27 protein-coding genes are annotated in these 26,825 nt (G+C 63.9%); 11 read left to right on the forward strand and 16 right to left on the reverse strand.

What is annotated here, in order from left to right; translation table 11 throughout:
• Positions 1 to 82: 82 nt before the first annotated feature.
• Positions 83 to 1,495, reverse strand: coding sequence for a purine-cytosine permease family protein (locus J5X93_RS10770; protein ID WP_182941005.1), 1,413 nt, complete (start codon positions 1,493 to 1,495; stop codon positions 83 to 85).
• Positions 1,496 to 1,734: 239 nt separating this feature from the next.
• On the opposite strand from J5X93_RS10770, the gene J5X93_RS10775 reads away from it, so the two are divergent.
• Complete coding sequence (locus tag J5X93_RS10775) at positions 1,735 to 2,238, forward strand: Xre family toxin-antitoxin system antitoxin (RefSeq protein WP_102082319.1); 504 nt, start codon at positions 1,735 to 1,737, stop codon at positions 2,236 to 2,238.
• Positions 2,238 to 2,708 carry an RES family NAD+ phosphorylase gene (locus tag J5X93_RS10780; RefSeq protein ID WP_043212697.1) on the forward strand — a complete coding sequence of 157 codons (471 nt, stop codon included), beginning with the start codon at positions 2,238 to 2,240 and terminating at the stop codon, positions 2,706 to 2,708. Before J5X93_RS10775 ends, J5X93_RS10780 begins: the two co-directional genes overlap by 1 nt.
• 6 nt (positions 2,709 to 2,714) lie before the next feature.
• Here the strand turns inward: J5X93_RS10780 and J5X93_RS10785 are convergent, their stop codons facing one another.
• The gene (locus J5X93_RS10785) at positions 2,715 to 3,167 is read right to left on the reverse strand and encodes an Lrp/AsnC family transcriptional regulator (RefSeq protein ID WP_070575303.1); all 453 of its coding nucleotides are present in this window, start codon (positions 3,165 to 3,167) and stop codon (positions 2,715 to 2,717) included.
• 110 nt (positions 3,168 to 3,277) lie between these two features.
• Here J5X93_RS10785 and J5X93_RS10790 point away from each other — a divergent pair, with 110 nt between their 5' ends.
• Complete coding sequence (locus J5X93_RS10790; RefSeq protein ID WP_090342185.1) at positions 3,278 to 3,892, forward strand: LysE family translocator; 615 nt, start codon at positions 3,278 to 3,280, stop codon at positions 3,890 to 3,892.
• A gap of 30 nt (positions 3,893 to 3,922) precedes the next feature.
• On the opposite strand, the gene J5X93_RS10795 is transcribed toward J5X93_RS10790, so the two are convergent.
• The 9 genes from J5X93_RS10795 to J5X93_RS10835 all read right to left on the reverse strand — a co-directional run bounded on the left by J5X93_RS10795 (position 3,923) and on the right by J5X93_RS10835 (position 11,121).
• Positions 3,923 to 4,486: an NUDIX hydrolase gene (locus J5X93_RS10795; RefSeq protein ID WP_043212704.1), complete on the reverse strand. Its 564-nt coding sequence runs from the start codon at positions 4,484 to 4,486 to the stop codon at positions 3,923 to 3,925.
• Between the two features lie 2 nt (positions 4,487 to 4,488).
• Positions 4,489 to 5,241: a GntR family transcriptional regulator gene (locus J5X93_RS10800; RefSeq protein ID WP_043212706.1), complete on the reverse strand. Its 753-nt coding sequence runs from the start codon at positions 5,239 to 5,241 to the stop codon at positions 4,489 to 4,491.
• A gap of 90 nt (positions 5,242 to 5,331) precedes the next feature.
• Positions 5,332 to 5,721: a carboxymuconolactone decarboxylase family protein gene (locus tag J5X93_RS10805; RefSeq protein ID WP_043212708.1), complete on the reverse strand. Its 390-nt coding sequence runs from the start codon at positions 5,719 to 5,721 to the stop codon at positions 5,332 to 5,334.
• A gap of 123 nt (positions 5,722 to 5,844) precedes the next feature.
• Positions 5,845 to 6,330: a flavin reductase family protein gene (locus J5X93_RS10810; protein WP_043212710.1), complete on the reverse strand. Its 486-nt coding sequence runs from the start codon at positions 6,328 to 6,330 to the stop codon at positions 5,845 to 5,847.
• A gap of 15 nt (positions 6,331 to 6,345) precedes the next feature.
• On the reverse strand, positions 6,346 to 7,827 hold the full coding sequence (locus J5X93_RS10815) for an aldehyde dehydrogenase (RefSeq protein ID WP_043212712.1): 1,482 nt from the start codon (positions 7,825 to 7,827) through the stop codon (positions 6,346 to 6,348).
• On the reverse strand, positions 7,824 to 8,657 hold the full coding sequence (locus J5X93_RS10820; RefSeq protein WP_182941003.1) for an alpha/beta fold hydrolase: 834 nt from the start codon (positions 8,655 to 8,657) through the stop codon (positions 7,824 to 7,826). Before J5X93_RS10820 ends, J5X93_RS10815 begins: the two co-directional genes overlap by 4 nt.
• A gap of 71 nt (positions 8,658 to 8,728) precedes the next feature.
• Positions 8,729 to 9,325, reverse strand: a complete 597-nt coding sequence (locus J5X93_RS10825) for an amino acid synthesis family protein (protein ID WP_043212716.1) — start codon at positions 9,323 to 9,325, stop codon at positions 8,729 to 8,731.
• A 173-nt stretch (positions 9,326 to 9,498) separates the two neighbouring features.
• The gene (locus J5X93_RS10830) at positions 9,499 to 10,542 is read right to left on the reverse strand and encodes an LLM class flavin-dependent oxidoreductase (RefSeq protein WP_182941000.1); all 1,044 of its coding nucleotides are present in this window, start codon (positions 10,540 to 10,542) and stop codon (positions 9,499 to 9,501) included.
• Positions 10,543 to 10,635: 93 nt separating this feature from the next.
• Positions 10,636 to 11,121, reverse strand: a complete 486-nt coding sequence (locus J5X93_RS10835; protein WP_070094061.1) for a flavin reductase family protein — start codon at positions 11,119 to 11,121, stop codon at positions 10,636 to 10,638.
• 317 nt (positions 11,122 to 11,438) lie between these two features.
• Between J5X93_RS10835 and J5X93_RS10840 the strand changes: the two genes are divergently transcribed.
• A complete protein-coding gene (locus J5X93_RS10840) occupies positions 11,439 to 12,845 on the forward strand; it encodes a purine-cytosine permease family protein (protein WP_043212722.1) in 1,407 nt (468 codons plus the stop codon).
• A 68-nt stretch (positions 12,846 to 12,913) separates the two neighbouring features.
• Here J5X93_RS10840 and J5X93_RS10845 read toward each other — a convergent pair whose 3' ends face one another.
• Together J5X93_RS10845 and J5X93_RS10850 are read right to left on the reverse strand one after the other, a co-directional pair.
• On the reverse strand, positions 12,914 to 14,557 hold the full coding sequence (locus tag J5X93_RS10845; protein WP_409287203.1) for a methyl-accepting chemotaxis protein: 1,644 nt from the start codon (positions 14,555 to 14,557) through the stop codon (positions 12,914 to 12,916).
• Positions 14,558 to 14,737: 180 nt separating this feature from the next.
• The gene (locus tag J5X93_RS10850) at positions 14,738 to 15,940 is read right to left on the reverse strand and encodes an NAD(P)/FAD-dependent oxidoreductase (RefSeq protein WP_090342198.1); all 1,203 of its coding nucleotides are present in this window, start codon (positions 15,938 to 15,940) and stop codon (positions 14,738 to 14,740) included.
• A gap of 269 nt (positions 15,941 to 16,209) precedes the next feature.
• On the opposite strand from J5X93_RS10850, the gene J5X93_RS10855 reads away from it, so the two are divergent.
• Together J5X93_RS10855 and tam are read left to right on the forward strand one after the other, a co-directional pair.
• Positions 16,210 to 16,752 (forward strand): RrF2 family transcriptional regulator, encoded by a 543-nt coding sequence (locus J5X93_RS10855; RefSeq protein ID WP_043212729.1) that lies wholly within the window; start codon positions 16,210 to 16,212, stop codon positions 16,750 to 16,752.
• Positions 16,753 to 16,787: 35 nt separating this feature from the next.
• Positions 16,788 to 17,564, forward strand: coding sequence for a trans-aconitate 2-methyltransferase (tam, locus tag J5X93_RS10860; protein WP_102082324.1), 777 nt, complete (start codon positions 16,788 to 16,790; stop codon positions 17,562 to 17,564).
• Here the strand turns inward: tam and J5X93_RS10865 are convergent.
• Positions 17,554 to 17,925, reverse strand: a complete 372-nt coding sequence (locus J5X93_RS10865; protein ID WP_182940997.1) for a DUF2784 domain-containing protein — start codon at positions 17,923 to 17,925, stop codon at positions 17,554 to 17,556. The two genes, tam and J5X93_RS10865, sit on opposite strands and share 11 nt — an antisense overlap.
• A 126-nt stretch (positions 17,926 to 18,051) precedes the next feature.
• Positions 18,052 to 18,921, reverse strand: a complete 870-nt coding sequence (locus tag J5X93_RS10870; protein WP_043212735.1) for a LysR substrate-binding domain-containing protein — start codon at positions 18,919 to 18,921, stop codon at positions 18,052 to 18,054.
• A 262-nt stretch (positions 18,922 to 19,183) separates the two neighbouring features.
• Between J5X93_RS10870 and J5X93_RS10875 the strand changes: the two genes are divergently transcribed.
• From J5X93_RS10875 to J5X93_RS10895, 5 genes are all read left to right on the forward strand, one after another.
• A complete protein-coding gene (locus tag J5X93_RS10875) occupies positions 19,184 to 20,500 on the forward strand; it encodes an MFS transporter (RefSeq protein ID WP_043212738.1) in 1,317 nt (438 codons plus the stop codon).
• Positions 20,501 to 20,513: 13 nt separating this feature from the next.
• Complete coding sequence (locus tag J5X93_RS10880) at positions 20,514 to 21,905, forward strand: FAD-dependent oxidoreductase (RefSeq protein ID WP_182940994.1); 1,392 nt, start codon at positions 20,514 to 20,516, stop codon at positions 21,903 to 21,905.
• Positions 21,906 to 22,031: 126 nt separating this feature from the next.
• The gene (locus J5X93_RS10885) at positions 22,032 to 22,742 is read left to right on the forward strand and encodes a YebC/PmpR family DNA-binding transcriptional regulator (RefSeq protein WP_043212740.1); all 711 of its coding nucleotides are present in this window, start codon (positions 22,032 to 22,034) and stop codon (positions 22,740 to 22,742) included.
• Between the two features lie 85 nt (positions 22,743 to 22,827).
• A complete protein-coding gene (locus tag J5X93_RS10890; RefSeq protein WP_043212743.1) occupies positions 22,828 to 23,772 on the forward strand; it encodes a LysR family transcriptional regulator in 945 nt (314 codons plus the stop codon).
• An 87-nt stretch (positions 23,773 to 23,859) separates the two neighbouring features.
• Entirely contained in the window at positions 23,860 to 25,272 is a 1,413-nt protein-coding gene (locus J5X93_RS10895; RefSeq protein ID WP_090342208.1) for a DOPA decarboxylase, read from the forward strand.
• Positions 25,273 to 25,366: 94 nt separating this feature from the next.
• Here J5X93_RS10895 and J5X93_RS10900 read toward each other — a convergent pair whose 3' ends face one another.
• Positions 25,367 to 26,740, reverse strand: a complete 1,374-nt coding sequence (locus J5X93_RS10900; protein ID WP_070575361.1) for an MFS transporter — start codon at positions 26,738 to 26,740, stop codon at positions 25,367 to 25,369.
• Positions 26,741 to 26,825: the final 85 nt, after the last annotated feature.

Consider the following 26,825-nt stretch of genomic DNA (forward strand, 5'->3'; position numbering starts at 1 on the left):
GTCGCTGTAGGGGTTGTCGCAAATCAAGAAGAACAGAAGACCCGCCATGGCGGGTCTTCTGGGGTCAGGTGTCGTTGAGTGCTCAGACGCCAGCGGCGAGTTTGGCGCTCATTTGCCGGCGGCGGTAGCCGCTGTCCCGGGTCGCCAGCCACCAGTACAGTGGCGAGGTGACCAGCAGGCCCACCAGCCACGACAGGTCGGCGCCATCGATGTGGGCGGATACCGGGCCTACGTACAGCGGGGTGTTCATGAATGGGATCTGCACTGCGATACCCACCGCGTAGGCGATCAATGCCTGGGGGTTGTAGCGCCCGTAGATGCCCCCGTCGACCTTGAAGATCGACTGGATGTCATAGTCGCCTTTGTGAATGACGTAGAAATCGATCAGATTGATCGCCGTCCAGGGCACCAACACCACCAACAGCACCAGGACCATGTCGACGAAGTGGCCGATGAAGTCCGCCGAGGCGAATACCGCCACCACGCAGCATGCCGCCAGCACGACCAGCGACAGTACCGCGCGGCTCTTGGCGGTGGGGATCCAGCGATAGGCGAAGGTCTGTACCAAGGTGATGATCGACAGTACCGCGCCATACAGGTTAAGGGCGTTGTGGCTGATCACGCTGAGCAGGAACAGCACCAGCATCAGTGGGCCGATGGCGCCGGTGGCGAGCTTGACGGCATCCATGGTGTCCATGCCCGCCGGGATCGCCAGTACCGCCACCGCACCGAACACGAACGACAGGCTCGAGCCCAAGGCCGAGCCCAGGTAGGTGGTCCAGAAGGTCGAGGACACCTTCACGTCGGCCGGTAGGTAGCGCGAGTAGTCCGACACATACGGGGCGAAGGCGATTTGCCACAGCGCTGCCAGCGACACGGTGGCCAGCCAGCCGGAGATGTTGAAGCTGCCGCGGGTCAGGAAGTCATCGCTTTGCACGTGGCTGAAGATGTAGCCAAAGCCCACCACGATGCCGATGCCCAGCACCCAGGTGCCGATGCGGTTTAGCACATGGATGAAGCGATAGCCGATGATGCCGATGATGCCCGAACCCAGCGCGCCGATGACGATGCCCACCGGGACCGGCACGGTATCGACCACGCCATGCAGCGACTTGCCGGCCAGCACGATGTTGGAGGCGAAGAAACCGATGTACATGACCCCGGCGATCACCACCACCAACAGTGCGCCGAGCGAGCCGAACTGGGCGCGGCTCTGGATCATCTGCGGGATGCCCATCTGTGGGCCCTGGGCCGAGTGCAGCGCCATCAACACGCCGCCGACCAAATGGCCGACCAGGATGGCGACGATGCCCCACACCAGGTTGAGGTGGAACAACTGCACGCCCAAGGCGCCGGTGACAATCGGCAGGGGGGCGATGTTGCCCCCGAACCAGAGGGTGAACAGATCCCTTACCTTTCCATGGCGGTCTTGCGGGGGCACGTATCCGATCGTGTGTTTTTCTATGAGAGGGGCCGATGTAGCTGCACGGGTCATGACGGACTCCAAGGCAGGGAGGGGCGCAGGAATGTGCCCGGGTGCGGGCCGGCAAAGGGCGACGCGTTCTTGTAAGCGCGATCATGAGGGGTGGGAGCGGATCGATAAATTAGTAAATATGTGCCTACAAACGTTAAAAAAACTAAGGCTGACAAACGGTTAGCAAACGGCCGATGCAAGGGCCGGGCAGGGGGTGTATCCTTCATTTGACGTTTGGGACTCATCAAATGAGGCTTTCCATGATCGAGACCACCAAAAAGCCCACGCCACGCCGCGCGCGTTACGCCACCATCGAAGGCGGACGCAAGGCCACGCCAGGCAGCGAAACCGCCGGGGTGTTCTGGGGCTATACACAGACTCATGACCAACGCACCGAAGCACAGCGCCTGGCGCAGATCCGCGACGGCTTGTCCGCCAAGCTCTACCTGGAGGTCAAGCGCTTGTTCGGCTTGCCCGAAAAACAAGTGGCCGAACTGTTCAATGCCTCGATCTCGACCCTTGAACGCCGTGTGCGGGACAACCAGCCACTCGATGCCGTGGCATCCGAGCGTCTGGACCGGATCGCCGAGATCACCCACCAGGCCGTGGCGGTGTTCGAGAGTGAGGAACAGGCTGTGGCCTGGATGTCCCGACCCAACGATGCCCTTGGCGTCATGACGCCGGTGATGCTGTGCCAGACCGAGATCGGTGCACGGCAAGTGCGTCGGGTGCTGGCGGCCCTGGAGTGGGGCGGCGTCGTCTGATGCTGGCCTGGCGTGTGGCCAAGGCCTCCCGGGCCGATGACCTGAGCGGCAAGGGAGCGGCCTTGGTTGGTGGCCGTTGGAACCAGGTCGATGTCCCTGCGCTGTACATGGGGCTATCACCGGCGATCTGCACCTTGGAGACGTTCGTGCATGCCGCCGGGCGTCCGCAGTTTCCCTTGAAGATCACCTGCTTCGAACTGCCTGACGACCCCGCCCTGTACCTGGCGCCCGGGCCGCAGGACCTGCCGCCCGGCTGGGATGCGCTGCCCGCCGACAGCCCCAGCATGGCGTATGGCACGCGCTGGCTCCAGGCCCGCAGCCATTTGGGTCTGGTCGTGCCCTCGGTGGTGTTGCAGCTTGAACGCAACCTGGTGGTCAACCCCCTGCACCCGGCCGCGGCGCACATCCGGGTGCGCGAGGTGCTCGATTTCGTCTATGACGAGCGGATGTTCAAGGTACGCGAATTCTGAGGAGGCCTACATGGGCAATTGCCGATCCTGCAGCACTTCCTTCATGACCAAGGTGGAGCTCAGCCGCTGCACATTGGGGATGCTGGTGAGCTGTTCGTCGTACAGCTTCTGAAACGCCGGCAGATCGCGAGCGACCACATGCAGCAGGTAGTCCGGGTCGCCGAACAGACGCTGGGCTTCGACGATCTGTGGGATCGCTGCCACCGCAGCCTCGAAATCCGCTACCGGTTGGCGGGTGACCTCGCGCAGGGTGACGAACACCAGTGCGGCGAAGTTCAGGCCCAGCGCGCTGGGCGCCAAGCGTGCGTGATAGCCCAGGATGGCGCCGGATTCTTCCAAGGCTTTGAGACGACGGTGGCAGGGCGAGAGGCTCAGGCCTACACGATCGGCCAGTTCGGTCACCGAAAGGCGACCGTCTTTTTGTAGCTCGGCAAGAATCTTTCGATCTGTTCTGTCCACGAGGGAGAACCTTCCATTTTTTTGAGCGATGGCGGGAATATACGAAAGAAAATCCCCCGTTGAAATCCGTACTCTTTTTTCACCCAACCGAGTGTGAAGGAAGATTCAACGTGGCAATCAGTGTGTTGACGGCGTTCTGGGCTGTGTCGATGTTGTTCGTGATCACCCCTGGCGCGGACTGGGCCTATGCCATCTCGGCGGGCATGCGCGGACGCTGGGTGATGCCAGCGGTGGCTGGGATGTTGTCGGGGCATTTTGCGGCGACCTTGATCGTTGCGGCGGGGGTGGGCAGCTTGATCGCCGGGCATCCGCTGGCGCTGTCGTTGCTGACGTTGGCCGGTTGCATCTACCTGCTGTGGTTGGGCGCCAACTTGTTGCTGAGTCCGTCGGTGCCACAGGCGGGCGCATCGCACAGCCAGGAGAGCGGATCGCGCTGGGCACTGAAAGGGTTTTGCGTGAGCGGCCTGAACCCCAAGGTGTTCTTGCTGTTCGTTGCGCTGTTGCCGCAATTCACCGACCCGGCATCGAGCTGGCCGGTGTGGATGCAGATATTGCTGCTGGGCCTGGTGCACTTGGCCAGTTCGCTGGTGGTGTACCTGATGGTGGGTTACGGGGCCAAGGCCGTGCTGCGCACTCGGCCGGCGGCGGCCAAGGTCGTGGGGCGAGTGTCGGGGCTGGTGATGATCCTGATTGCGCTGGGGCTGATTGCAGGGCAGATGCGCTGAAGCTGCCGGCTGTGACGCGGGGCGCGTCGATCAGCGGATGAAATGCACCTTGCCGGTATCGTCGTTGCCCATGTAGATGCCATAGACCCCCGCCTGGCGTTCGAGGATATAGCGCTCGAGAATCTGCCGGATGGCGGGGTAGTAGATCTCGTCCCAGGGGATCTGGTCGGGCTCGAAGAAGCGGTAGGCGAGGGTCTCGGGGCCGTGCTGGCCGGTCTCTTCCGTGGCGATGGCGCGGAAGATGATGTACACCTCGCTGATCTTGGGCACGCTGAAGATCGAATAGGGCGAGACGATCTCGCCGCGCACGCCGCTTTCTTCCCAGACCTCGCGCAGGGCCGCCTGTTCGGTGGTTTCGCCGGCCTCCATGAAGCCTGCCGGCAAGGTCCAGGTGCCGGGGCGTGGCGGGATCGCGCGCTGGCACAACAGGTACTTGCCGTCACGCTCGATGATGCATCCAGCGATGATCTTGGGGTTGATGTAGTGGACGTAGCCGCACCCGGTGCAATGCAGGCGCTCGTGGGTGTCGCCGCTGGGAACGCCCCGGGCAAGCGCAGTGGTGCAGTGCGGGCAGTAGCGCGGGGCGGCGGGCATGATCAGCGGCCTATGCGAGGATCTTTGAGGGCCAGGGGTTCGACGATGTCACGGACCTTGGCGTTGTCGTCCTGCTTCTGGCGCAGGTAATCCAGAGCCACCTTGGCGGCGGCGCGCACATGGTCGACCGAGGCCTGGTGGGCGAGCTGGGGATTGCCGGTCTTGATCGCCTCGACGATCTTTTCCATTTCCCGGTTGCTGGCGCCGCGACGGTTCTGCTGGGACACCGAGGTGGCGCGCAGGTAGCTGATGCGTGCCTGCAACTGGCGCAACTGCTGGGCGGCGACTTGGTTGCCGGAGCCTTCCAGGAGCACGTCGTAGAAGCCTTGCACCGATTCGAGCACCTGTTGCAGCTCGCCTTCTTCGAGGGCTTCGCGGTTGACCTCCAGGGCGCGCTCCAGGGCGCGGATGTCCTTGGCCTTGGCATTGAGGGTGAACAGCTGGACGATCAGGCCTTCGAGCACGCAGCGCAGTTCATAGATGTCGCGGGCGTCTTCGAGCGTGATGATCGCCACCCTTGGGCCCTTGGCATCGGCGAATTCCACCAGGCCTTCGGATTCCAGGTGGCGCAGGGCTTCACGCACCGAGGTGCGGCTGACACCGAGGCGGTCGCACAGGTCGCGCTCGACCAGGCGATCGCCGGGCAGCAGGTGGAAGTTCATGATCGCCCCGCGCAGTTTGTCGAGTACGATTTCGCGCAGGGTAACGGGGTTGCGGTTGACCTTGAAGCTGTCGTCGAGAGGCTGGCGTTTCATCGATTGCGCTCTGAATGAGGCTGCCTGGCCACAACTTGAGAGCACCACGAACCTGGGGCGCTCTCCTTGCGTGGTTCGAACAGCCCGCTGTTAACGGGTTGACTCCGCATCGGCCTCGGCGAACGCTTCGCGGGCCAGGCGGAAGCTGTCCACCGCCGCGGGCACGCCGCAATAAATGCCGACCTGGAGCAGGATCTCGCGTATCTGTTCACGGCTCAGGCCATTTCGCAAGGCGCCGCGAATGTGCAGCTTGAGCTCGTGGGGCCGGTTGAGCGCGGAAATCATGGCCAAGTTTATCATGCTGCGCTCTTTGAGCGACAAGCCGTCGCGGCCCCAGACGTGGCCCCAGCAATACTCGGTGACCAGCTCCTGCAAGGGCTTGCTGAAGTCGTCGGCGTTCTGGATCGAGCGGTTGACATAGTCCTCGCCCAGCACTTGGGTGCGGATCTTCAGGCCTTTCTCGTACTTCTCGTTGCTCATTGCCGTGCTCCTGCATGAAAAAAAGGGGCCGCAACCGAAGGTGAGGGGGAGGATGCGCGGCCCCCGGAAACAGGGAACGGCGTTGGTTTCTTCGCGGGTAGACCAACGCCGTCCGTTCAGGTCTCAACCCAGCGGCGGCAGCGCGCCGAGCTTGCCCTTGTGATAGACCATCGGCGTGACCGGTTCGGGCGGCAGCACCAGGTTCTTCACCTGGCCGACGATGATCGCGTGGTCACCGCCGTCGTACTCGCGCCACAATTCACATTCGATGATTGCCGTGGCCTTGGCCAGCAGAGGGTTGCCCAGCTCGCTCAGGTGCCACTCGATGCCGTTGGCCTTGTCCTTGCCCTTGCCGGCGAAGGCATAGGCCTCGGCGGTCTGGTCGGCGGACAGCAAGTGAATGGCGAACTGCTTGCTGTCACGCAGGATCGGGTAGGTGTCGGAGGCGTAGTTGGGGCAGAACAGCACCAGCGCCGGGTCGATCGACAGCGCGCTGAACGCGCTGGCGGTGATGCCGACGATGCCGCCTTCGGCGTCCAGGGTGGTGACCACCGTGACGCCGGACGGGAAGGAGCCCATCACGTCTTTGTAGATGCCAGGTTCGATCATCTTGGTGCTACCTCGTTAACGCATCACGAACGGGTCGGGCATGGGCGCGGTGGAGAGGTTGATCCACACCGTCTTCAGCTCGGTATAGGCGAGCACCGAGTCGATGCCGCTCTCGCGGCCGTAGCCGCTGTTCTTGAAGCCACCAATCGGCGCCATGGCCGAGACCGCGCGGTAGGTGTTGACCCAGATGATCCCCGAGCGCACGTCGCGCGCCAGGCGGTGGGCGCGGCCCAGGTCGCGGGTCCAGATACCGGCGGCGAGGCCGAACTGTGAGTCGTTGGCGATCGCCAGGGCCTGTTCTTCGGTCTTGAAACGGATCACTGCCGCCACGGGACCGAAGACTTCTTCCTGCATGATCTTCATCGAGTTGCTGTCGCACTCGAACAGGGTCGGCTCGTAGAACCAGCCGTCACCCTCGACCTCGGCGCGCTTGCCGCCCAGGTGCAGCTTGGCACCCTCGGCCTTGGCCGCGGCGACCAGGCCTTCGACCACAGCCAATTGCTGGGCGGTGGCCATCGGGCCCATTTCGCTGGCGTCGTCCTGCGGGTTGCCGATACGAATGCGCTTGGCGCGCTCGACCAAGCGCGAGACGAATTCATCGAAGATTTCGTCCTGCACCAGCAGGCGCGAACCTGCCACGCAGCTCTGGCCGGAGGCGGCATAGATGCCGGCCACCGCGCCGTTGATCGCACTGTCCAGGTCGGCGTCGGCGAAGATGATGTTCGGCGACTTGCCGCCCAGCTCCAGAGACAACTTGGCGAAGTTCTCGGCGCTGCTGCGCACTACATGGCGGGCGGTGGCGGCGCCGCCGGTAAAGGCGATCTTGCGCACCAGCGGATGGCGGGTGAGCGCTGCGCCGGTGCTCGGGCCGAAACCGGTCACCACGTTGACCACGCCTGCCGGGAAGCCGGCTTCATGGGCCAGGCGGGCCAGCTCCAGGATGGTCGCCGAGGCGTGTTCGGAAGGCTTGAGCACGATGGTGTTGCCGGCCGCCAGGGCAGGGGCGAGCTTGATGGCGGTCAGGTACAGCGGGCTGTTCCAGGGAATGATCCCGGCCACTACGCCGATCGGCTCGTGCACGGTGTAGGCGAACAGGTCAGGCTTGTCCAGCGGCAGGGTGCCGCCTTCGAGCTTGTCGGCAAGCCCTGCGGTGTAGTGGAAGAACTCCGGCAGGTAGCCGACCTGGCCGCGGGTCTCGCGGATCAGCTTGCCGTTGTCGCGGCTTTCCAGCTGGGCCAGGTGCTCTTTGTTCTCGGCGATCAGATCGCCCAGCCGGCGCAGCAGTTTGCCCCGCGCGGTCGCGGTCAGGCCGCGCCATGCGGCGCTTTCGAAGGCGCGCTGGGCGGCCTGCACGGCCAGCTCCACATCGGCTTCATCGGCGTCCGGCAGTTGCGCCCAGGCCTTGGCGGTGGCCGGGTCGAGGCTGTCGAAGGTCTTGCCGCTCTGTGCATCGCACCATTGGCCGTCGATGCACATCTGGAAACGTACGAGGGTCATGCAACAATCCCCTTGGCGGATTCGTTGAGGGTGCGGGCGTGCGCCAGGAAGTCCAGCAGCATCTTGTTGACCTCCCGTGGCGCTTCGACCGGCATCATGTGGCGTTGCTCGGCCAGCACCACGCTGCGGGCACCGGGGATACGCGCTGCCAGCTGGCGGGTCATCTCCGGGGTCGAGCCCAGGTCGTGCTCGCCGGTGGCGATCAGGGCCGGTACCTGGATGCTGCCCAGGTCATCGGCGCGATACATGTCTTGGGTGGCGAACAATTTATAGGTGGTCAGATAGCCCTGCGGGTCGTTGCCGGCCAGGGTCTGACGAATGGCCGCGACCTGGGCCGGATTGGCGGCCTGGTATTCGCGGCTGAACCAACGCGCCAGCGCCGCTTCGGCATTGGCGTCAGGGCCGTGCTCGGCGGCCTGGGCGGCGCGGGCGATGACGCCGGCGCTCTGCTCGGGGCTGCGGTTGAACACGCTGTTGAGCACCACCAGCGCCGTCAGGCGTGCAGGGTAGTGCAGGGCGAAGGCGCGGGCGACCAGGCCACCCATGGAGAAACCGATGACCGTGGCCTGCGGGATCTGCAGGTGGTCGAGCAGTTCGGCCAGTTGCGCGGCATAGCCGGCAAGGCCGGTGTCGGCGTCGGGGCGCGGGCTCTGGCCGTGGCCGAGCATGTCGTAGGCGATGACGCGGTAGTCACCGGCCAAGCCCACGAACTGGCCGCCCCACATTTCCTTGTTCAGGCCTACGCCGTGGATCAGCACCACGGGCTGGCCCTGGCCGAGGCTCAGGTAGCTGGTCCCGGCGGGTGTACGTTCAGCAACAGGCTGAATCATGGAGGGCGCTCCTTGAAGGTCGGGCGTGGCGGCAGTGCTTGCACGCAACGCCCCGGCCCGTCTGGTTGTTGTTATTGAGCGTTGGCCTTCTCGGCGGCCAGTTCTTCCAGGTCGATGTAGCGATTGCCGATGCGCGGGTGCAGCCGGCCCCCGTCGGCGGCGCCCAGGACCACGACGATCTCGTCGGCACGCGGGGCGTCTTCGATCTGCATTTCCAGGGTGATGTAGTGCGAGCGCAGACCTTCATCGTCCTTCTGCATCATCGGGATCTGGATCGAGGTGCCTGGGCCGCCGCGCTTGTTGGTGAAGCTCAGGTAGCTCTTGGCCTGCACGGCTTCGCGGTAATGGTTGCCAAAGCGCAGGGTATGGATGACGGCGGAGGCGTGCTCGATCTCACCGTCGGCACCGACCACGGCAGCTTTGCCGTAGGCCTCGATCTTGTCGGCACCGCCGATCGCTGCGCACAGGCGCTCGACCATCAGGGCGCCTAGCTCGGAGCAGTTGGCGCGGATCTCGGGCTTGAGGTCTTCGACGAAACCGCGACCGGCCCACGGGTTCTTGATCACCACGGCCAGGCCGACCATGGTCACCGGCTTGTCGGTGGCCTTGCCGCCTTCGATGCGGGTCTCTTCGGAGTAGGTGACGATCTTGCGGATTTCGAAACTCATGGATGGCTCCTGGTGAGGGTTATCAGCTCTTGCTGTCTGATGGTATACCATAATATTGGTTGTGCAAGAGGGCGGTAGAATTTCTCTTCAGAATCGAGCGGCAAGCGGGAAGCTCCGAGCTCCAAGCCGCGCGCGCTGCTGTTTCTTGCAGCTCGCCGCTCGCCGCCGGGGAATCAGGCGAACGCCGGGACCACTTCCTTGATGAACAGCTCGAGCGACTTCTTCTTCTCGGCATGGGGCAAGCTGTTGTCGCACCAGAAGCTGAACTCATCAACGCCCAGCTCCTGGTAGTACTTGATGCGCGCGATGATTTGCTCAGGTGTGCCGATCATGGTGTTCTTGCGGATGTTCTCCAGCTCGAACGCCGGCACTTCGGCAAACTTCGATTCAGGGCTTGGCTCCAGGAAGCCGTTGACCGGAGTGGTCTTGTTGCCGAACCAGGCATCGAAGGTGCGGTAGAAGCGTGAGATGGCCTGGGCGCCGATCTTCCAGCCCTCAGGGTCGGATGGGCTGTGCACATGGGTGTGGCGCAGCACCATCAGTTGTGGGCGTAGTACGTCGGGGTTGTTGTCCAGGGCGGTCTGGAACTTGTTCTTCAGGTCCAGCACTTCTTCGTCACCCTTCATTAGCGGGGTGACCATGACGTTGCAGCCGTTCTTCACCGCGAAGTTGTGCGAATCCGGGTCGCGGGCGGCGATCCACATTGGCGGTTGGCCCTTCTGGACCGGCTTGGGCACGCTGGTGGAGGTGGGGAACTTATAGACCTCGCCGTCGTGGGCGTAGTCGCCTGCCCACAGCTTGCGCACGGCCGGGACCATCTCGCGCAGGGCTTTGCCGCCGTCGGTGGCGGGCATGCCGCCGGCCATGCGGTCGAATTCGAATTGATAGGCGCCGCGAGCCAGGCCCACTTCCATGCGGCCATTGCTGATCACATCGAGCAACGCGCATTCGCCCGCCACGCGGATGGGGTTCCAGAACGGCGCGATGATGGTGCCGGCACCCAGGCGAATGGTCTCGGTGCGTGCGGCCAGGTAGGCCAGCAGCGGCATCGGGCTTGGCGAGATGGTGTATTCCATGGCGTGGTGTTCGCCGATCCACACGGTGCTGAAACCGCCGCGCTCGGCCATCAGGGTCAGTTCGGTGAGGTCTTCGAACAGCTGGCGGTGGCTGACCTGTTCATCCCAACGTTCCATGTGCACGAACAACGAAAATTTCATGGGGCTTTCCTCGAAGCTTGGAAGTGTCGCCTGTCGGGGCAGGCGTCAGGTGTCTCGACGCATGCCTGGGCATCCGTCATATAAAGGGTGACTTCAGGCGAAGGCTGGCAGGCTGGCCATCTTGCCGCGGCAGTAGACCATCGGCCGTGGCGCCTCTTCAGGGACGATGAGGTTATGCACCTTGCCGACCATGATCGCGTGGTCGCCACCTTCGTATTCACGCCACAGCTCGCACTCGATGATCGCCGTGGCATTGGCCAGCAGCGGATTGCCCAGCTCGCTCAGGCGCCACTCGATTCCGGCGGCCTTGTCCTTGCCTTTCTTGGCGAAGGCATAGGCTTCGGCCTGCTGCTCGCCGGAGAGCAGGTGAATGGCAAAGCGCTTCTGCTTGATCAGTACGGGGTAGGAATCGGAGCTGTAGTTGGGGCAGAACAGCACCAGCGGCGGGTCCATGGACAGGGACGAAAAAGCGCTGGCGGTAAGGCCGACGATCGAGCCGTCGTCGTCCAGGGTGGTGATGACCGTGACGCCGGACGGGAAGGAGCCCAGGACGTTCTTGTAGACGGTTGCGTCGATCATGGCGTGTTCCTCGAGGTAGGGCAGCGGTGGTCCGCATTTTTATCGTTGATGTGTCTGATGGTATACCGTAATACCTGGATTGCAAGTGGAATTTTCACCTGTCGCACGCATGCGATGAACGGTACAGGCCCCGTATTCATTGGCGTTGCTGGGAAACTAAGTGCATTGGTGTGGGGCGCAATACGGAGCAGATGCGCCGAAAAAGCGCAGCGCAGTGTTGTCAAAAGCTTGGAATACCATAATATGGTGCGCAGCTGAGAGGCCGCCTTGAGCGGTTTCCTACAAAGATAAAAAACGACCCTTTCGAGCTGAAAACCATGTCCCAATCGTCGTCGCAGCACCAGTTTGTCGAAAACCATACGGTCGATTACGTCCCACCTGCCGAACGCCATGGGAAGGCGCGCGACCTGTTCACCCTCTGGTTCAGCACCAACATTGCGCCGTTGCCCATCGTCACCGGTGCCATGGTCGTCCAGGTATTTCACCTGAACTTGCTGTGGGGCCTGTTCGCCATCGTGCTGGGTCATCTGTTGGGCGGTGTGGTCATCGCCTTGGCGTCTGCGCAGGGACCGCAGCTAGGCATTCCGCAGATGGTCCAGAGCCGGGGCCAATTCGGCCGCTACGGCGCGTTGCTGATCGTGTTTTTCACGGCGTTGATCTACGTCGGTTTCTTCATTTCCAATATCGTGCTGGCAGGCAAGTCGATCCACGGCATCGCCCCGAGCGTGCCGATGCCCACCGCGATTGTGATTGGCGCCTTGAGTGCCACAGCCATCGGTGTGATTGGCTACCGCTTCATCCACACCCTCAACCGCATCGGTACCTGGGTCATGGGCTCGGCGTTGCTGGCGGGCTTCGTCATGATGTTCAGCCAGGCGCTGCCGGTGGACTTCTTCAGTCGCGGGGCCTTCAACCTTTCAGGTTTCGTGGCCACGGTATCGCTGGGGGTGATCTGGCAGATCAGTTTCTCGCCCTACACCTCCGACTACTCACGCTACCTGCCGCGTGAAGTGGGCATCGCCCGGCCCTTCTGGGCGACCTACTTCGGCGCCACCGTGGGCACCATCCTGTGCTTTAGCTTCGGTGTCGTGGCGGTGCTGTGCGTGCCTGAAGGCACCGACGCCATGGCTGCGGTGGAACAAGCCACCGGCTGGCTGGGCCCGGTGCTGATGGTGCTGTTCCTGTGCAACATCATTAGCCACAACGCACTCAACCTGTATGGCGCGGTGCTGTCGATCGTCACTGCCATCCAGACTTTCGCCGCCCAATGGACGCCCAGCGTCAAGGTGCGGGTGGTGCTGGCTTCGGTGATCCTGCTGGCATGCGGGATGGTCGCGCTCAACGCCTCGGCGGACTTCATCGGTCAGTTCATCGGCCTGATTCTGGCGCTGCTGCTGGTGCTGGTGCCCTGGGCGTCGATCAACCTGATCGATTTCTACCTGATCAAGAAAGGTGAATACGACATCGCATCGATCTTTTGCGCCGACGGTGGCATCTACGGGCGCTTCAACCATCATGCGATCGTCGCCTATGCCTGCGGCATCCTGGTCCAGTTGCCGTTCGCCAATACGTCCCTGTATGTCGGGCCGTACTCGAACCTGGTGGAAGGGGCGGACCTGTCATGGCTGTTCGGCCTGCTGGTGACCTGCCCGCTGTACTACTGCCTGGCGACTCGGGGCAAGTCTTTGGGCAAGGTAGGCCGGGCTGTGAGTGCCAGTGACTGAACAAGCAGCGCGATGGGCTGCCATAAAGCCCATCGCGCGAGGCGGTCTGCGTGAGAACAGCCCTAGGCTCAGACCTTGAACTGCGCCACCATCGCGTTCAGGTCTACGGCCAGGCGGGACAGGTCCTGCGCCGCCGCGCTGGTCTGGTTGGCGCCTGCTGAGGTTTGCATGGCCAGGTCGCGGATGTTGACCAGGTTGCGATCCACCTCGCGGGCCACCTGGGCCTGCTGCTCCGAAGCGCTGGCGATCACCAGGTTGCGCTGGTTGATCGACGTGATGGCCTCGGCGATCACCTCCAGGGCCTGGCCTGCCGACTGAGCCACTTCCAGCGTGCCGTTGGCACGATCCTGACTGGTATGCATGGCGCTGACCGCACGCTCGGTGCCGGACTGAATACCACTGATCATCTGCTCGATTTCCGCTGTGGACTGCTGGGTGCGGTGGGCCAGGGCTCGCACTTCATCGGCGACCACGGCAAACCCACGTCCGGCCTCGCCGGCCCGGGCCGCTTCGATGGCCGCGTTGAGCGCCAGCAGGTTGGTTTGCCCGGCGATCGCGCCGATCACGTCCAGCACGCGGCTGATCTCGTTGGCATTGCTGGCCAGTTGCTCGATTTCCCCTGAGGTGTCGGTGACATCGCTGACCAGATACTGGATCGACGCCAGGGCTTGGTTGACCTGGTCGCGGCCCTCGCGGGTGGTTTGATCGGCGCCTTTGGACGCGTCAGCGGTGCTGACGGCGTTGTTCGCGACTTCTTCGACCGCGGCGGTCATCTGGTTGACCGCGGTGGCGGCCTGGTCGATTTCCGCGCTCTGCTGGTGCAGGCCGCGGCTGGTGTCCTCGGTGACGGTATGCAGCTCCTCGGAGGCCGAGGCCAATTGGTCGGAGGAGGCGGCGATCTTGCGCAAGGTATCGCGCAGGCTCTGTTGCATGCGGCTCAGGGCGCGCAGCAGCAGGGCGGGCTCGTCACGTCCGAGCACCGGGATATCCTGGGTCAAGTCGCCGGTGGCCACGCGCTCGGCCACGGCCACGGCATCGGCCAGGGGAAGGACGATACTGCGGGTGAGCAGGGTGGCGATGGCGATCAGCGCTACAAGTATCATCACCAAGGCAACGACGATCAGCGAGAAGGCCTCTTCGAACACCGCGCTGCTACGTTGGGATGCTTGCTCGGCGCCTTTGGCGTTGTACTCGATGAGCGCTGCGAGGGCTTTCATCATGCTGTCGGCGTATTCGGCCAAGGGGCCATTGATCAGCCGGCGGGCCTCGTCGAGCTGTTCGGCGGCAACCGCATCACGGATGGATTTCTGCAGGCCGTGGTACCGCTCGCTCATCTGCAGGAAAGTGTTGAACAGGGCGCGGTCGTCATCGGCGATGATGGTGCGCTCATAGTCGTCCAGATTACCTTGCAGCGTCTGGTTGATCTCGGTGATTTTCTCCAGGGTGGCCTTGCGGGCCGAGGGCTGCTCTTCCAGGGCGCTGCGCAGGGTTAGGGCGCGTGCCCGGCCCAGGGCACTGCTGACATCGCCCAAGGAAATGACCGCCGGCATCCAGGTGACGCGAATCTCATCGGTGGCGCGGTCCATTTGCCGGGTCTCGTAGAGCGAGACCAGTCCCATGACCAGCACCAGAACGCCCAACAGGACGAACATGCAGGCAGCCCGTAGGCCGATTTTCAGGTTGCGTAACTGCATAGAAATGCTCCATCGCATGTGGCAGCGACCCAGCGCTGGACAGCAGGGGAGATCAGGCGCTCGATACACTGCGGATTGGGTTAAGTCCTTACCATTTCTATTGTTTTTATCGATGATGCCACAGTGCCATCACTCTTGAACAGTTGGTCAAAAAAAGGCAAAAAAAGAGGCCGCATTGCGGCCTCTTTGACACAGGGTTTACACGACAGGGATCAGCGGATCGGCCGCCGCCAGGGCTACGGCTCGATCCGCCGCCGGTGGGTAGATCCACACTGTATTGATCTGGCGTTTGAGGTCCTTGCCCTCCTGGCCTTTGTACTTGAGTGTGCGTTCCCAGCCCTCGCTGAACGTCGCGCCCCAACCGCCGAGGTCGAGGCAGGTCACGTACACCGGCTGGCGGTACACCACCGGCGCCACACCCAGCAGGTCGGCGGCCGCATTGTTACCGCAGTGGCGACCCATGGGGATGGCGTGCTGGCAGGTCATCAGAGCGTGATTGCCCGACTCGTCCACCGCCGCCCAGGCCACATCGCCAGTGGCGTAGATGTGTTCCTGGCCGATCACCTTGAGGTGGTCATCCACTCGCAGGCGGCCAAAGCCGTCACGTTCGCCGGGGACCTGAGCCGTCAGCGGGCTGGCCTTGACGCCCACGGTCCAGATCACGGTCTTGCTGGCGATGTACTCGCCGTCGTCCAAGGTCACGCCGCCCGCATCGACTGCCACCACCGAGCGCCCTGTCAGCCATTGCACTCCCGCCTGTTCACAAGCTTCGACGATCGAAGGCGTGATACCTGCACCCAGCGCCGCGCCAATGCTGGGGCCACGATCGACCACCACTACCCGCACGGGGGCGTCTTCGCCGAGGATGGTACGCAGGCGCGTCGGCATTTCAGTCGCGGTCTCGATGCCGGTGAAACCACCACCGCAGACCACCACGGTATCGCGGGCCGGGGAGGCCGGCTGCTTGGTCAGGCCAACCAGGTGCTGCTCCAGGCGCATGGCCGATTCCATCTGATCGACATCGAAGGTGTGCTCGGCCAGGCCCGGGACCGGTGGGCGGGCCACCTGGCTTCCGGCGGCGAGCACCAGGCGGTCGTAACCGATTTGCCGCGGCTGGCCGTCGGCGTCGGTGTAGCCGACGGTGCGACCTTCCACATCGATGGTCTGGGCGTGCCCCTTGATGAAGGTGACTCCTACGGTCTCGAACAGGGCGCCCAGCGGCGCCTTCATGCTGTGCACGTCGCTTTCGTAGAAGCGCGGGCGGATGCGCAGTTCGGCCTGGGGAGCCAGCACACTGATGCTGACATCGCCGCGCTGGGCCTGGTCGAGCAGGCGGGCGGCGCTCAAAGCGCTCCAGACACCGGCAAAGCCGGCACCGATGATCAGGATATGTGGGTTCATGAAGGTGCTCCAACAAGGTTCGCAAGGGGAAGTGAACGAGCCTTCGGCGAGGGTCTGCACTGTCGCCGAGTAACTACGACTTTATTGGTCGTAGTTTAAAACGGCAAGGTTTTTTTGCGCACGGCGCTGCGAGTGCGTTCTGCCGTTTGGCTAGGACCTTCGGTTTAAAGGGGCTGCAAGGCTCATGGGCAAGACGGACGGCATCGCGAAATTTTGCTCGCCGATTCACATAGGCGTACTATTTGCGACAATATTGGTCGGAGATTGACATGTCCCTTTACAGTGCCGGGGTCGAATACGGCATCCATTGCCTGCTGTTTCTGGTGGATGAGCGTGGTGAAAGCCGCGAGTCCAGCGTCCGTGACCTGGCCGAGTTGCAAGGCGTGCCCCAGGAGTACCTGGCCAAGGTATTCACCAAACTCGCCCGTGCAGGGCTTGTGGCCGCTACAGAAGGCGTGCGTGGCGGTTTTCGACTGGCGCGGCCGTCCGATGAGATCACCGTGCTGGATATCGTCCACGCCATCGATGGACCGAAGAAGATTTTCGATTGCCGCGAGATCCGCGAGCGCTGCGTCCTGTTCGAGGGCGCGCCGCCGGGCTGGGCCACCGAGGGTGTCTGCGCGATCCATGCGGTGATGATGGGAGCGCAGAAGCGCATGGAGGAAGCCCTGGCCCAGCAGACCATCCTCGATCTGGCCCGGCGTTTCGGGCGCAAGGCGCCGGCGCAGTTCGGTCAGCAAATCAATGACTGGATGAGCGAGCGACGCGAAGGCAAGGGCAGTGCCGGTGACATCCCGCTGACCGAAGTCTAGGCTCTTGGCATTGAGCCTTTTGCAGGAGCCCCGTCATGGCCTGGTCCGCTACGCAGTATTCCCTGTTCGAAGATGAGCGCACCCGCGCCGTGCGTGACCTGCTCGCCGCGGTGCCCCCCCGGCCGGTACGCCATGCCACCGACTTGGGCTGCGGACCGGGCAATTCCACCGAAGTGCTGCGCGGCCAGCACCCCGATGCGATGGTGGTAGCGTTGGACAGTGACCCGGACATGATCGACAAGGCACGCCAGCGTCGTCGCCTGTGCGTGCCGCAGGTACGCTGTGAAGTCGGCGATATCGCCAGCTGGTCGGCCGCTGAGCCGCAGGACCTGATTCTCGCCAATGCCTCGCTGCAATGGGTGCCCGACCATGGCACCCTTTATCCGCACCTGATTCGCCAGCTCACCGAGGGCGGTACTCTGGCGGTGCAAACCCCCGACAACCTGGACGAGCCTGCCCATCGCCAGTTGCGTGAGATCGCCAGCCAAGGCCCCTGGGCCGACCTGTTCGCCGACTTCTCACTGCCGCCCCGGCACAACGCGGCGTTCTACTACGACTTGCTCAGCCCGCTGTGCAGCCGCGTGGATGTGTGGCGCACCACCTACCACCACCCGCTCGTGGGCGGGGCAGAGGCTGTGGTCGAGTGGTTCAAAGGGTCGGCCTTGCGTCCCTACTTGGCGCGCCTGGACGCGCAGCAGCAGGAAGATTTTTTGCAGTTGTACTTGCAAGCGATGCAGCGCGACTACCCGCCCTCGACCGATGGCAAGGTGCTGTTGGCGTTTCCACGGTTGTTCGTGGTCGCTACCCGCTAGATTGGCGCCAGCGCCGGATCACGTAGCTGTACACGACGAGGTTCTGCAACAGCACGAACAACCCCAACAGCGTCTGGATCTGGGGCGTCAATCCAGCGGGGTAGATCAGCGGCCAGATGTAGTGCTCGACGAAGCCACCCTGGTAGCCGGCCCCACCGGCCGCGGCGCGCATGCGGTTCTCCCAGCCGGTCAACGGGCAGGCCAGGTGCAGGCCCTCCACCGCCAGCCCCCAGGCCAGGGCGGGTAGGTGAATGAACAGGGCCGCGCGCCATTTGACGACCAGCAGGCCGCCGAACAGCACCAGCAGGATGAACGCCAGGTGCACCAGAACCAAGGCGTCGGCGGCAAGGCGATACAGCATGCGGTGAATCCCTGCGCAACAACGGTGCCTTGAGCATATGCCATTGCCGTTGCCGCCGGCTAAACGTCTGCTATTGCCTGTCCCGACCTGTTCGCGGGCTTACCTGGGAACAGGCCAACGCGATTGTCAGTGTTCTTCCTGCACCATCTGCAGGAAAGTCGCCACCACCCGCCGAGTGCGCTGCTCGCTCAGGCAGACTAGCGTCTCGGTCAGGTGCCGTTGGCAATCAAGGATCGGTAAGGCGCATACCCGTGCATCGGCACCGAATTCGGCCGCTGAGACCACGCCCACGCCGATCCCCACCACCACCGCCTCGCGGGCCGCCTCACGGCCCTCCACCTGGATCGCCGAGCGTATGCGCAGGCCGGCGCGCTGCATTTCTTCTTCGAGGGTCTGGCGGGTCACCGAGCCGGGCTCACGCAGCACCAGTGGCGTGTCGTCCAGGTCGGCCAGGTGGATCGCGCCGCGGCTGGCCCAAGGGTGGTTGTGGGAGACGAACGCGACCATCGGGTCGCGGCGCATGGGCACGCAGAACAACCGCTCGTCATCCACATCGCGGCCGAGCAGGGCAAGGTCGGCCTGGTAGCTGAACAGCCGGGCCAGAGACTCGTCGGTGTTGCCCGTTTCGATCTTCACCTGGATGCCCGGGTAGCGCTGGCAGAACCGGGCGATCTGCGGCAGCACGTGTACCGGGGCATCCACGGCCAGTACCAGGCTGCCGGTGTGCAGGGCGCGGGAATCCTGCAGCAGTTCCACCGCCTCGGTCTCGCAGGCAAACAGGCGCTGGGTGATGCCCAGCAGACGCTCGCCCAGGTCGGTCAGTTGGACCGAGCGCTTGTTGCGGTGAAACAGCAACACGCCATAACGCTCCTCCAGTTTGCGGACCTGATCGGAGACCGCCGGCTGGGTCAGAAAGAGTTTTTCGGCGGCGCGGGTAAAGCTGCCGTGCTGGGCGACAGCGTGAAAGGCCTTCAGTTGAGCGTGGGAGACCGACATGACGTACTCCGTTACAAGCTGAGCTTATGTGTGAAATACGATAAATCGATTTTATTTATCAGTCACCAACTGGTTCCATGTCCGACAGTCCGACGGTGCTTTGCAAGCAATCACCGGGGGCCATGGTAATCAGCCGGTCATCCCGATCTGCGGTGCCATCTGACCAGTGACGGTCCTCCTCGTCATGCAGTGCGCAACACAACAACAAAACAGGCGTTTTTTCACATTCTGCCGGCACACTTGAGCAAGAGGTCAGAGTCAAATGAATCAATCCCTAGCGGCCATGAAGCGCTGGCGCGTCCAGATCTTCGCAATCACCTGGCTGGCATACGCCGCCTTCTACTTCACACGCAAAGCCTTCTCGGTCGCCAAGCTTGGCATCGGCGAGGACCCGACGTTCATGCTCGACAAGGCCGCCATGGCCAACCTCGACGGTATCTACCTGGCCGCCTATGCCGTGGGCCAGTTCACCTGGGGCATGCTCGCCGACCGCTTCGGGCCACGCGTGGTGGTGCTCGGCGGCTTGCTGATTTCCGCAGCCGCTGCCGTGGTGATGGGCAGTTATGCCACGTTCCCGATCTTTGCCACCTGCATGTTGATCCAAGGCCTGGCGCAGTCCACCGGGTGGGCGGGGTTGTGCAAGAACATCGGTAGTTTCTTCCCGGCCGTGCAGCGTGGGCGTGTCCTGGGCCTGTGGAGTTCCTGCTATGCCTTCGGCGGCCTGGTAGCTTCGCCGTTCGCTGGGTGGTGGGCCTACACCCTGATCGGCAGCTGGCACGCGGCGTTCTTCTCCAGCGCCGCGGTGGTGGCGGGCGTGGCCGTTCTGTTCTTCATCTTCCAGCGCAACAAGCCTGAGGATGTGGGGCTGCCGGCGGTGGAGCCGGAGCCGCAGAGCATGGCCCCTGGCGCGAGCCTGGGCAGCGTGTGGGAGCCTTTGAAGGAAATCCTGCGCAACCGTACTGTGCTGACCCTGGGCTTGGCCTACTTCATGCTCAAACCTGCCCGTTACGCGATCTTGCTGTGGGGGCCAGTGATCGTCTTCGAGCAGATGCCATCGGTGGGCAAGGTCGGCGCGGCCATCATCCCGACGGCCTTCGAGCTGGCCGGCCTGCTGGGGCCGATCCTTATCGGCCTGGCCTCGGATAAGCTGTTCGGCGCGCGCCGCATGCCGGCCTGCGTGATCAGCCTGGTGCTGCTGACGGTCGCCCTGGCGGCGTTCATGGGCGCCATGCACACCGGCAGCGTGGTGTTGGTGGTCGGCTTGCTGTTCGTGATGGGCCTGACCCTGTACGGGCCGGACTCGATGATCAGCGGCGCGGCAGCCATCGACTTCGGTACCGCCAAATCCGGCGCAACCGCCGCCGGTTTCGTCAACGGCTGCGGCTCGGTGGGCGCAGTGCTCGGTGGCCTGCTGCCGGGCTACTTCGACAGCGTCACGGTGTTCATCATCTTCGCCGGCACCGCGCTGTTCTCGGCCCTGGTCCTGCTGCCGCACTGGAACAGCCGCCCGGCCAGCGTCGCTGCGGCCAATGACGTGGCACCCAACACCGCAATGGCAATCAAGCCGGCGCGCACCTAAAGGAAAGCGACCCATGAGACCCTTCTGGCTGCAACAGGCCCTGGACACGGAAGATCAGGCGGTGTGTCCGCCGCTGATCGGCGATGCGCGATGCGACGTGTGCATCGTCGGCGGAGGCTACACCGGCTTGTGGACGGCGCTGATGCTCAAGGAGCAGGCGCCCGAACTGGATGTGATGCTGATCGAGGCGGACATCTGCGGTGCCGGGGCAAGCGGCCGGAACGGGGGATGCGCGCTGTCGTGGTCGGCTAAATACTTCACCCTCGAACGCCTGTTCGGGGTGCAGGAGGCAGTGCGCCTGGTGCGCGAGTCGGAGCGCAGCATCAGCGCCATCGGTGAGTTTTGCGCGGCCAACGGCATCCAGTGCGACTATCGCCTAGATGGCACCTTGTACACCGCGACCAACCAGGCCCAAGTCGGAGGCACCGATGCGGTGATCGCGGCCCTGGAGCAAAAAGGGATCAATTCGTTCCAGCGCCTGCCGTTGGAACAGGTACAACGTCTGGCAGGCTCTGAGCGTCATCTGGAAGGCTGGTACTCACCGGCCGCCGCCACGGTGCAGCCCGGCCGCCTGGTGCGTGGCCTGCGCCGGGTCGCGCTACAACGGGGTGTGCGGATTCACGAAGGCACCGCCATGACGGGGCTGGAGCATGGTGCGCCGGCCCAGGTGCGCACGGCGCGTGGGACCATTCGTGCAGATCGCGTAGTGCTGGGCCTCAATGCCTGGATGGCCCGGGCCTTCCCGCAGTTCGAGCGCAGTGTGGCGATCGTTTCCAGCGACATGATCATCACCGAGCCGTGTCCAGAGCTGCTGCGCGAGATCGGCCTGGTCAGTGGCGTCAGCGTCCTGGACTCGCGGATTTTCGTCCACTACTACCACAACACCAGCGATGGCCGACTGATGCTGGGCAAGGGCGGCAACACGTTCGCCTATGGCGGGCGCATGCTACCAGTGTTCGACCAGCCTTCGCCTTACCAGCCCCTGCTGCGTGAAAGCCTGGGGGATTTCTTCCCGGCGTTGGCCAACGTGCCCTTGGCGGCCAGCTGGAACGGACCGTCGGATCGCTCGGTGACCGGCTTGCCGTTCTTTGGCCGGCTGGACGGGCAGGGCAACGTGTTCTACGGCTTTGGCTACTCGGGCAGCGGTGTCGGGCCGTGCCACATGGGCGGGCAGATTCTGTCCTCGCTGGCCTTGGGCCTGGACAACCCGTGGACACGCTCGCCGTTGGTCAAGGGGCCGCTCGGTTACTTCCCGCCGGAGCCGATCCGTTACCTGGGCTCGCTGATGGTGCGCAATGCCATTCGCCGCAAGGAACGCGCCGAGGACCGCGGCGTGCGGCCACGGCGGTTCGATGTGCGTCTGGCCAAGTTCGCGGCGGCGGCGGGCAAGGCCGACAAGGCTTGATGCCAGGGGAGCCGCTCTGCGGTTGCTGTGCGATTTCTTGTCGATCAAGCAGGCGAGGGCGTATAAACTGCTCCCACTTTTGGCCGGTCGCTTCCTGAACCGGCCGCTGAAACAAAGAGAGTCGACATGGGCGCACAGTGGAAAGCCAAGCATAAAGAAGCCGCAGCCAACGCCAAAGGCAAGATCATGGGCAAGCTGGCCAAAGAAATTCAGATCGCCGCCAAATCCGGTGCCGATCCGGACATGAACCCGCGCCTGCGCCTGGCAGTGGAGCAGGCCAAGAAGGCTTCGATGACCCGTGAGACCCTGGAACGCGCGATCCGCAAGGGCGCAGGCCTGGACGGCGATGCCGTGCAGTACCACGCGGTGACCTACGAAGGGTTCGCCCCGCACCAGGTCCCGCTGATCGTCGAGTGCCTGACCGACAACATCAACCGTACCGTCGCTGAAATCCGCGTCGCCTTCCGCAAGGGCCAGCTCGGCTCCAGTGGTTCGGTCGCCTGGGACTTCAACCACGTCGGCCTGATCGAAGCCACTCCCAACGGCGATGCCGACCCTGAGCTGGCCGCCATCGAATCCGGCGCCCAGGACTTCGAGGAAGGCGAGGAAGAGGGCTCGACCCTGTTCATCACCGACACCACCGACCTGGATGCGGTGCAGAAGGCCCTGCCAGAACATGGTTTCACCGTGACCTCCGCCAAGATCGGCTATACCCCGAAAAACCCAGTCAGCGCAGCCAGCCTGAGCGCAGAAGCCCTGGCCGAAGTCGAGGCGTTCCTGGAAGCGATCGACAACCACGATGACGTGCAGAACGTCTACGTCGGCCTGACTGACTGATCAGCGGGGCCCCCATCGCCGGACACTTCGGCCTCCCGAGGTGTCCGGCGACCGAGGGCACGGCCCTCGCCGGAGTCACCCATCGATGCATCCCACCTTCGCTTCCCTGAGCCTCGCTCACCTGCGTACCCTCGACTGCCTCCTGCAGTTGAAGAACCTCAGCCACGCCGCCGAACGCCTCGGTACCAGCCAGTCGGCCTTGAGCCGGCAACTGGCGCATCTGCGTGACGCCTTCGATGACCCGTTGCTGGTCCGCCAAGGACGCGGCTATGTGCTCAGCGAGCATGCCGAGTCGCTGGTCGAGCCGCTGCGCCAGGTGTTGGAGGAGCTGGCCGCCCTGCGCCAACCCGCCGCCTTCGATCCGGCGCGCTGTGAGCGGCGCTTCTGTATTGCCGCCTCGGACTACGTGGCCGAACACATGCTGCCGCTGCTGGTCAGCGCCTTGGAGCGTGAGGCGCCGGGCGTATCCTTGGAGTACCGCACCTGGCAGGCCGGCCAGTACGCCTTGTTGGCCAGCGGCGAGATCGACCTGGCCACTACCTTGTTCGACGAGTCTCCGCCCAACCTGCACGGCCGGCTGCTGGGGGAAGACCGCGCAGTGTGCCTGATGCGCGACGATCACCCACTGACCGCCCAGCAGAGCTTGAACCAGGAGGATTACCTGGCCTTCAAGCATGTGCGCATTTCCGGCGGCGGCGACAAGGACAGCTTCATCGACCGTCATTTGCGTGCCCAGGGGTTGCAGCGGCGGATCAGCCTGGAGGTGCCGTTCTTCTCTGCCACGGTGCAGGTGATCGGTAATGGCCAGGCGCTGGCGACCGTGCCCGAGCACATCGCCCGCCAGCTGTGTCGTCTGCACCGTCTGGCCTGGCGGCCCCTGGGTTTCATCGAACATACCCAGCGCTATTGGGTGGTCTGGCACCAGCGTTTGCAGGCCTCGGCGGAACACCGCTGGCTGCGCAACCGGGTCTTCGAGTTGTGGCGGCAGTCGCAGTTTGGGGTGCAGGGCGGGCATGCGTCTTCGCCATAGCACCTATGCGCGAAACGGGGTTCTTCGCAGTGCCTGGCGCACCTAGACTCTGTCGTCCATAGCGTCAGCAGCCCAAGGAGATTGCGCGTGAACCCGGAAGACTTTCGCCAATACGGCCACCAATTGATCGACCTGATCGCCGACTACCGCCAAAGCGTCGCCGAGCGACCGGTCATGGCCCAGGTCGAGCCTGGCTACCTCAAGGCCGCCTTGCCCAGCGAGGCGCCACAACAAGGTGAGCCGTTCGAAGCCATACTCGCCGATGTCGACAAGCTGCTGATGCCGGGTCTGTCCCACTGGCAACACCCCAACTTCTATGGCTACTTCCCGTCGAACGGCACCTTGTCGTCGGTGCTGGGTGATTTTCTCAGCACCGGGCTGGGCGTGCTGGGGCTGTCCTGGCAATCGAGCCCGGCCCTGAGCGAACTGGAGGAAACCACCCTGGACTGGCTGCGCCAGCTGCTCGGGCTGTCAGCACAGTGGAGCGGGGTAATCCAGGACACCGCCTCGACCAGCACCCTGGTGGCATTGATCTGCGCCCGCGAGCGTGCCACCGACTACGCCCTGGTGCGCGGCGGCCTGCAGGCCCAGGCCAAACCGTTGGTGGTGTATGTCAGCGCCCACGCCCACAGCTCGGTGGACAAGGCTGCGCTGCTGGCCGGCTTTGGCCGCCAGAACATCCGCCTGATCCCCACCGACGAACGCTTCGCCATGCGCCCCGAGGCGCTGCAGGCTGCCATCGAGCAGGACCTGGCAGCCGGCAACCAGCCTTGCGCGGTGGTCGCCACCACCGGCACAACGGCCACCACGGCCCTCGACCCGCTGGCGGCGATCGGCGCCATCACTCAGGCGCACAAGCTGTGGCTGCACGTGGACTCGGCCATGGCTGGTTCGGCGATGATCCTGCCCGAGTGCCGCTGGATGTGGGATGGCATCGAGTTGGCCGACTCGGTGGTGGTCAATGCCCACAAGTGGCTGGGTGTGGCGTTCGACTGTTCGATCTACTACGTGCGTGATCCACAACACCTGATCCGGGTGATGAGCACCAACCCCAGCTACCTGCAATCGGCAGTCGATGGCCAGGTGAAAAACCTGCGCGACTGGGGTATCCCCCTGGGCCGGCGTTTCCGTGCGCTGAAGCTGTGGTTCATGTTGCGCAGCGAAGGCGTCGAGGCCCTGCAGCAGCGCCTGCGCCGGGACCTGGACAACGCCCGCTGGCTGGCCGAGCAGATCGAGGCCGCACCGCACTGGCAGTTGTTGGCGCCGGTGCAGCTGCAGACGTTGTGCATTCGTCACTGCCCGCCGGGGCTGGAGGGGGAGGCGTTGGATGCCCATACCCGGGCCTGGGCGGATCGGCTCAATGGCTCCGGCGATGCCTACGTGACCCCGGCGACCCTGGAGGGGCGCTGGATGGTGCGGGTGTCGGTGGGGGCGCTACCGACCGAGCGGGCGCATGTGGAGCAGTTGTGGGCGAGGCTTCAGACCATCGTCAACGGCTGACAGCAGCCTCTATGAACCCCGTTCCCACAAGGTCAGCTGGGCCCTGCGGGAGCGGGCTTTTTGCGCGGCTCAGGCCGCTCTCACAGGGTGTGTGTCAGCGGCTCACCGCCTGGAAACTGCTTTTGCGGCTGGCTTCATAGGCGCCTTTGTCCATGGGCCTGGCCTGTGGGTTGCCCAGGTCTTCCATGGCCAGACGGTGGGTTTCCGGCGCGATGTAGGCGGCGAGGGCGCACAGGCAGGTGATGAAGAACGCCAGGCTACCGACCACCAGCGGAATGTTGTCCGAGCCGGGCGGGGCGACGGTGGCGAACAGCGCGGGCAACATGGCGGTGAGCATGGTGCCGATGTTTTGCGCAATGGCCATGGCCGAGACGCGATAGCGGGTCTGGAACAGCTCCGGGTAGAAGCTTGGGAATACCGCGTTGTACCCCTGGTAGACCATGCCCCACATCAGGATCGACACGCCAAAGGCCAGCGGCACGTTCTGGATGCTGATCGCATAGAGGTAGACGAAGGCCAGCAGGCCCGAGCCCAGGCAGCCGGCGATCATGGTCGGGCGACGGCCAATCTTGTCCGACAGGTTGCCGACGAACGGGATCACCAGCACCGCGACGATATTGCCCACCACCGGGATCCACAGGTACACGCTCTTGTCGAAGCCGATGCCATAGGCCGGTTGTACCGCGTAGGCTGCGCCGAAGATGGTTGCCACCACCGGAATCACGTTCATCAACGCCATGAAGGCCACCAGCACCATGCATTTCCAGCTGTGTCGGAAGGCTTCACTGATCGGCGACTTGGCGACTTTGTCCTGCTGTTCTTCCTGCACGAAGGCCGGGGTCTCGTGGACTTCCTTGCGGATGAAATAGCCGGCCACCAGCACCAGCGCGCTCATCAGGAACGGAATACGCCAGCCCCATTCATTGAAGGCCTCGCTAGGCATGAAATAAGCCAGCGGCAGGAACACCGCCGCCGCCATCACCTGGCCGGCCTGCACGCCTTGCAGGGTGTAACTGGCGTAGTAGCCACGCCGCCCGAACGGGGCGTGCTCCATGATCATCGAGCTGGCGCCGGAGATCTCGCCGGCCACCGCGAAGCCTTGGACCAGGCGCAGCACCACCAAAAGGGCCGGGGCCAGCAGGCCGATGTCGTGGTAGGTCGGCAGCAGGCCGACGGCCATGGTCGACAGCCCCATCAGGAACATGCACAGCAACAAGACGTTCTTGCGACCGCGGGTATCGCCCCAATGGCCGAGTACGAAGGCGCCCAGCGGGCGGGCCAGGTAGCCGACCCCGTAGGTCGCCAGCGAGGCGATGATGGCCATTTTCGGGTCGGTGGAGGGGAAGAAGATCTGCGGAAAGATCAGTGCCGCAGCCTGGGCATAGATGAAGAAGTCGTAGTACTCGAGTGCCGAGCCGATCCACCCGCTGGCGGTCGCTTTCTTGGCTTGGGAGTTGGAGTGGGCCATCGTTTTCTCCGGTGTTCTTGTAGGTCAGCGGGAGGCTGTTCAGGAGTGATCAGTCGATGACTGATGCCGATGGGACGAACAAGCA

It is taken from the genome of Pseudomonas sp. BYT-1, from assembly GCF_023611805.1.
Taxonomy (GTDB): Bacteria; Pseudomonadota; Gammaproteobacteria; order Pseudomonadales; family Pseudomonadaceae; genus Aquipseudomonas; species Aquipseudomonas guariconensis.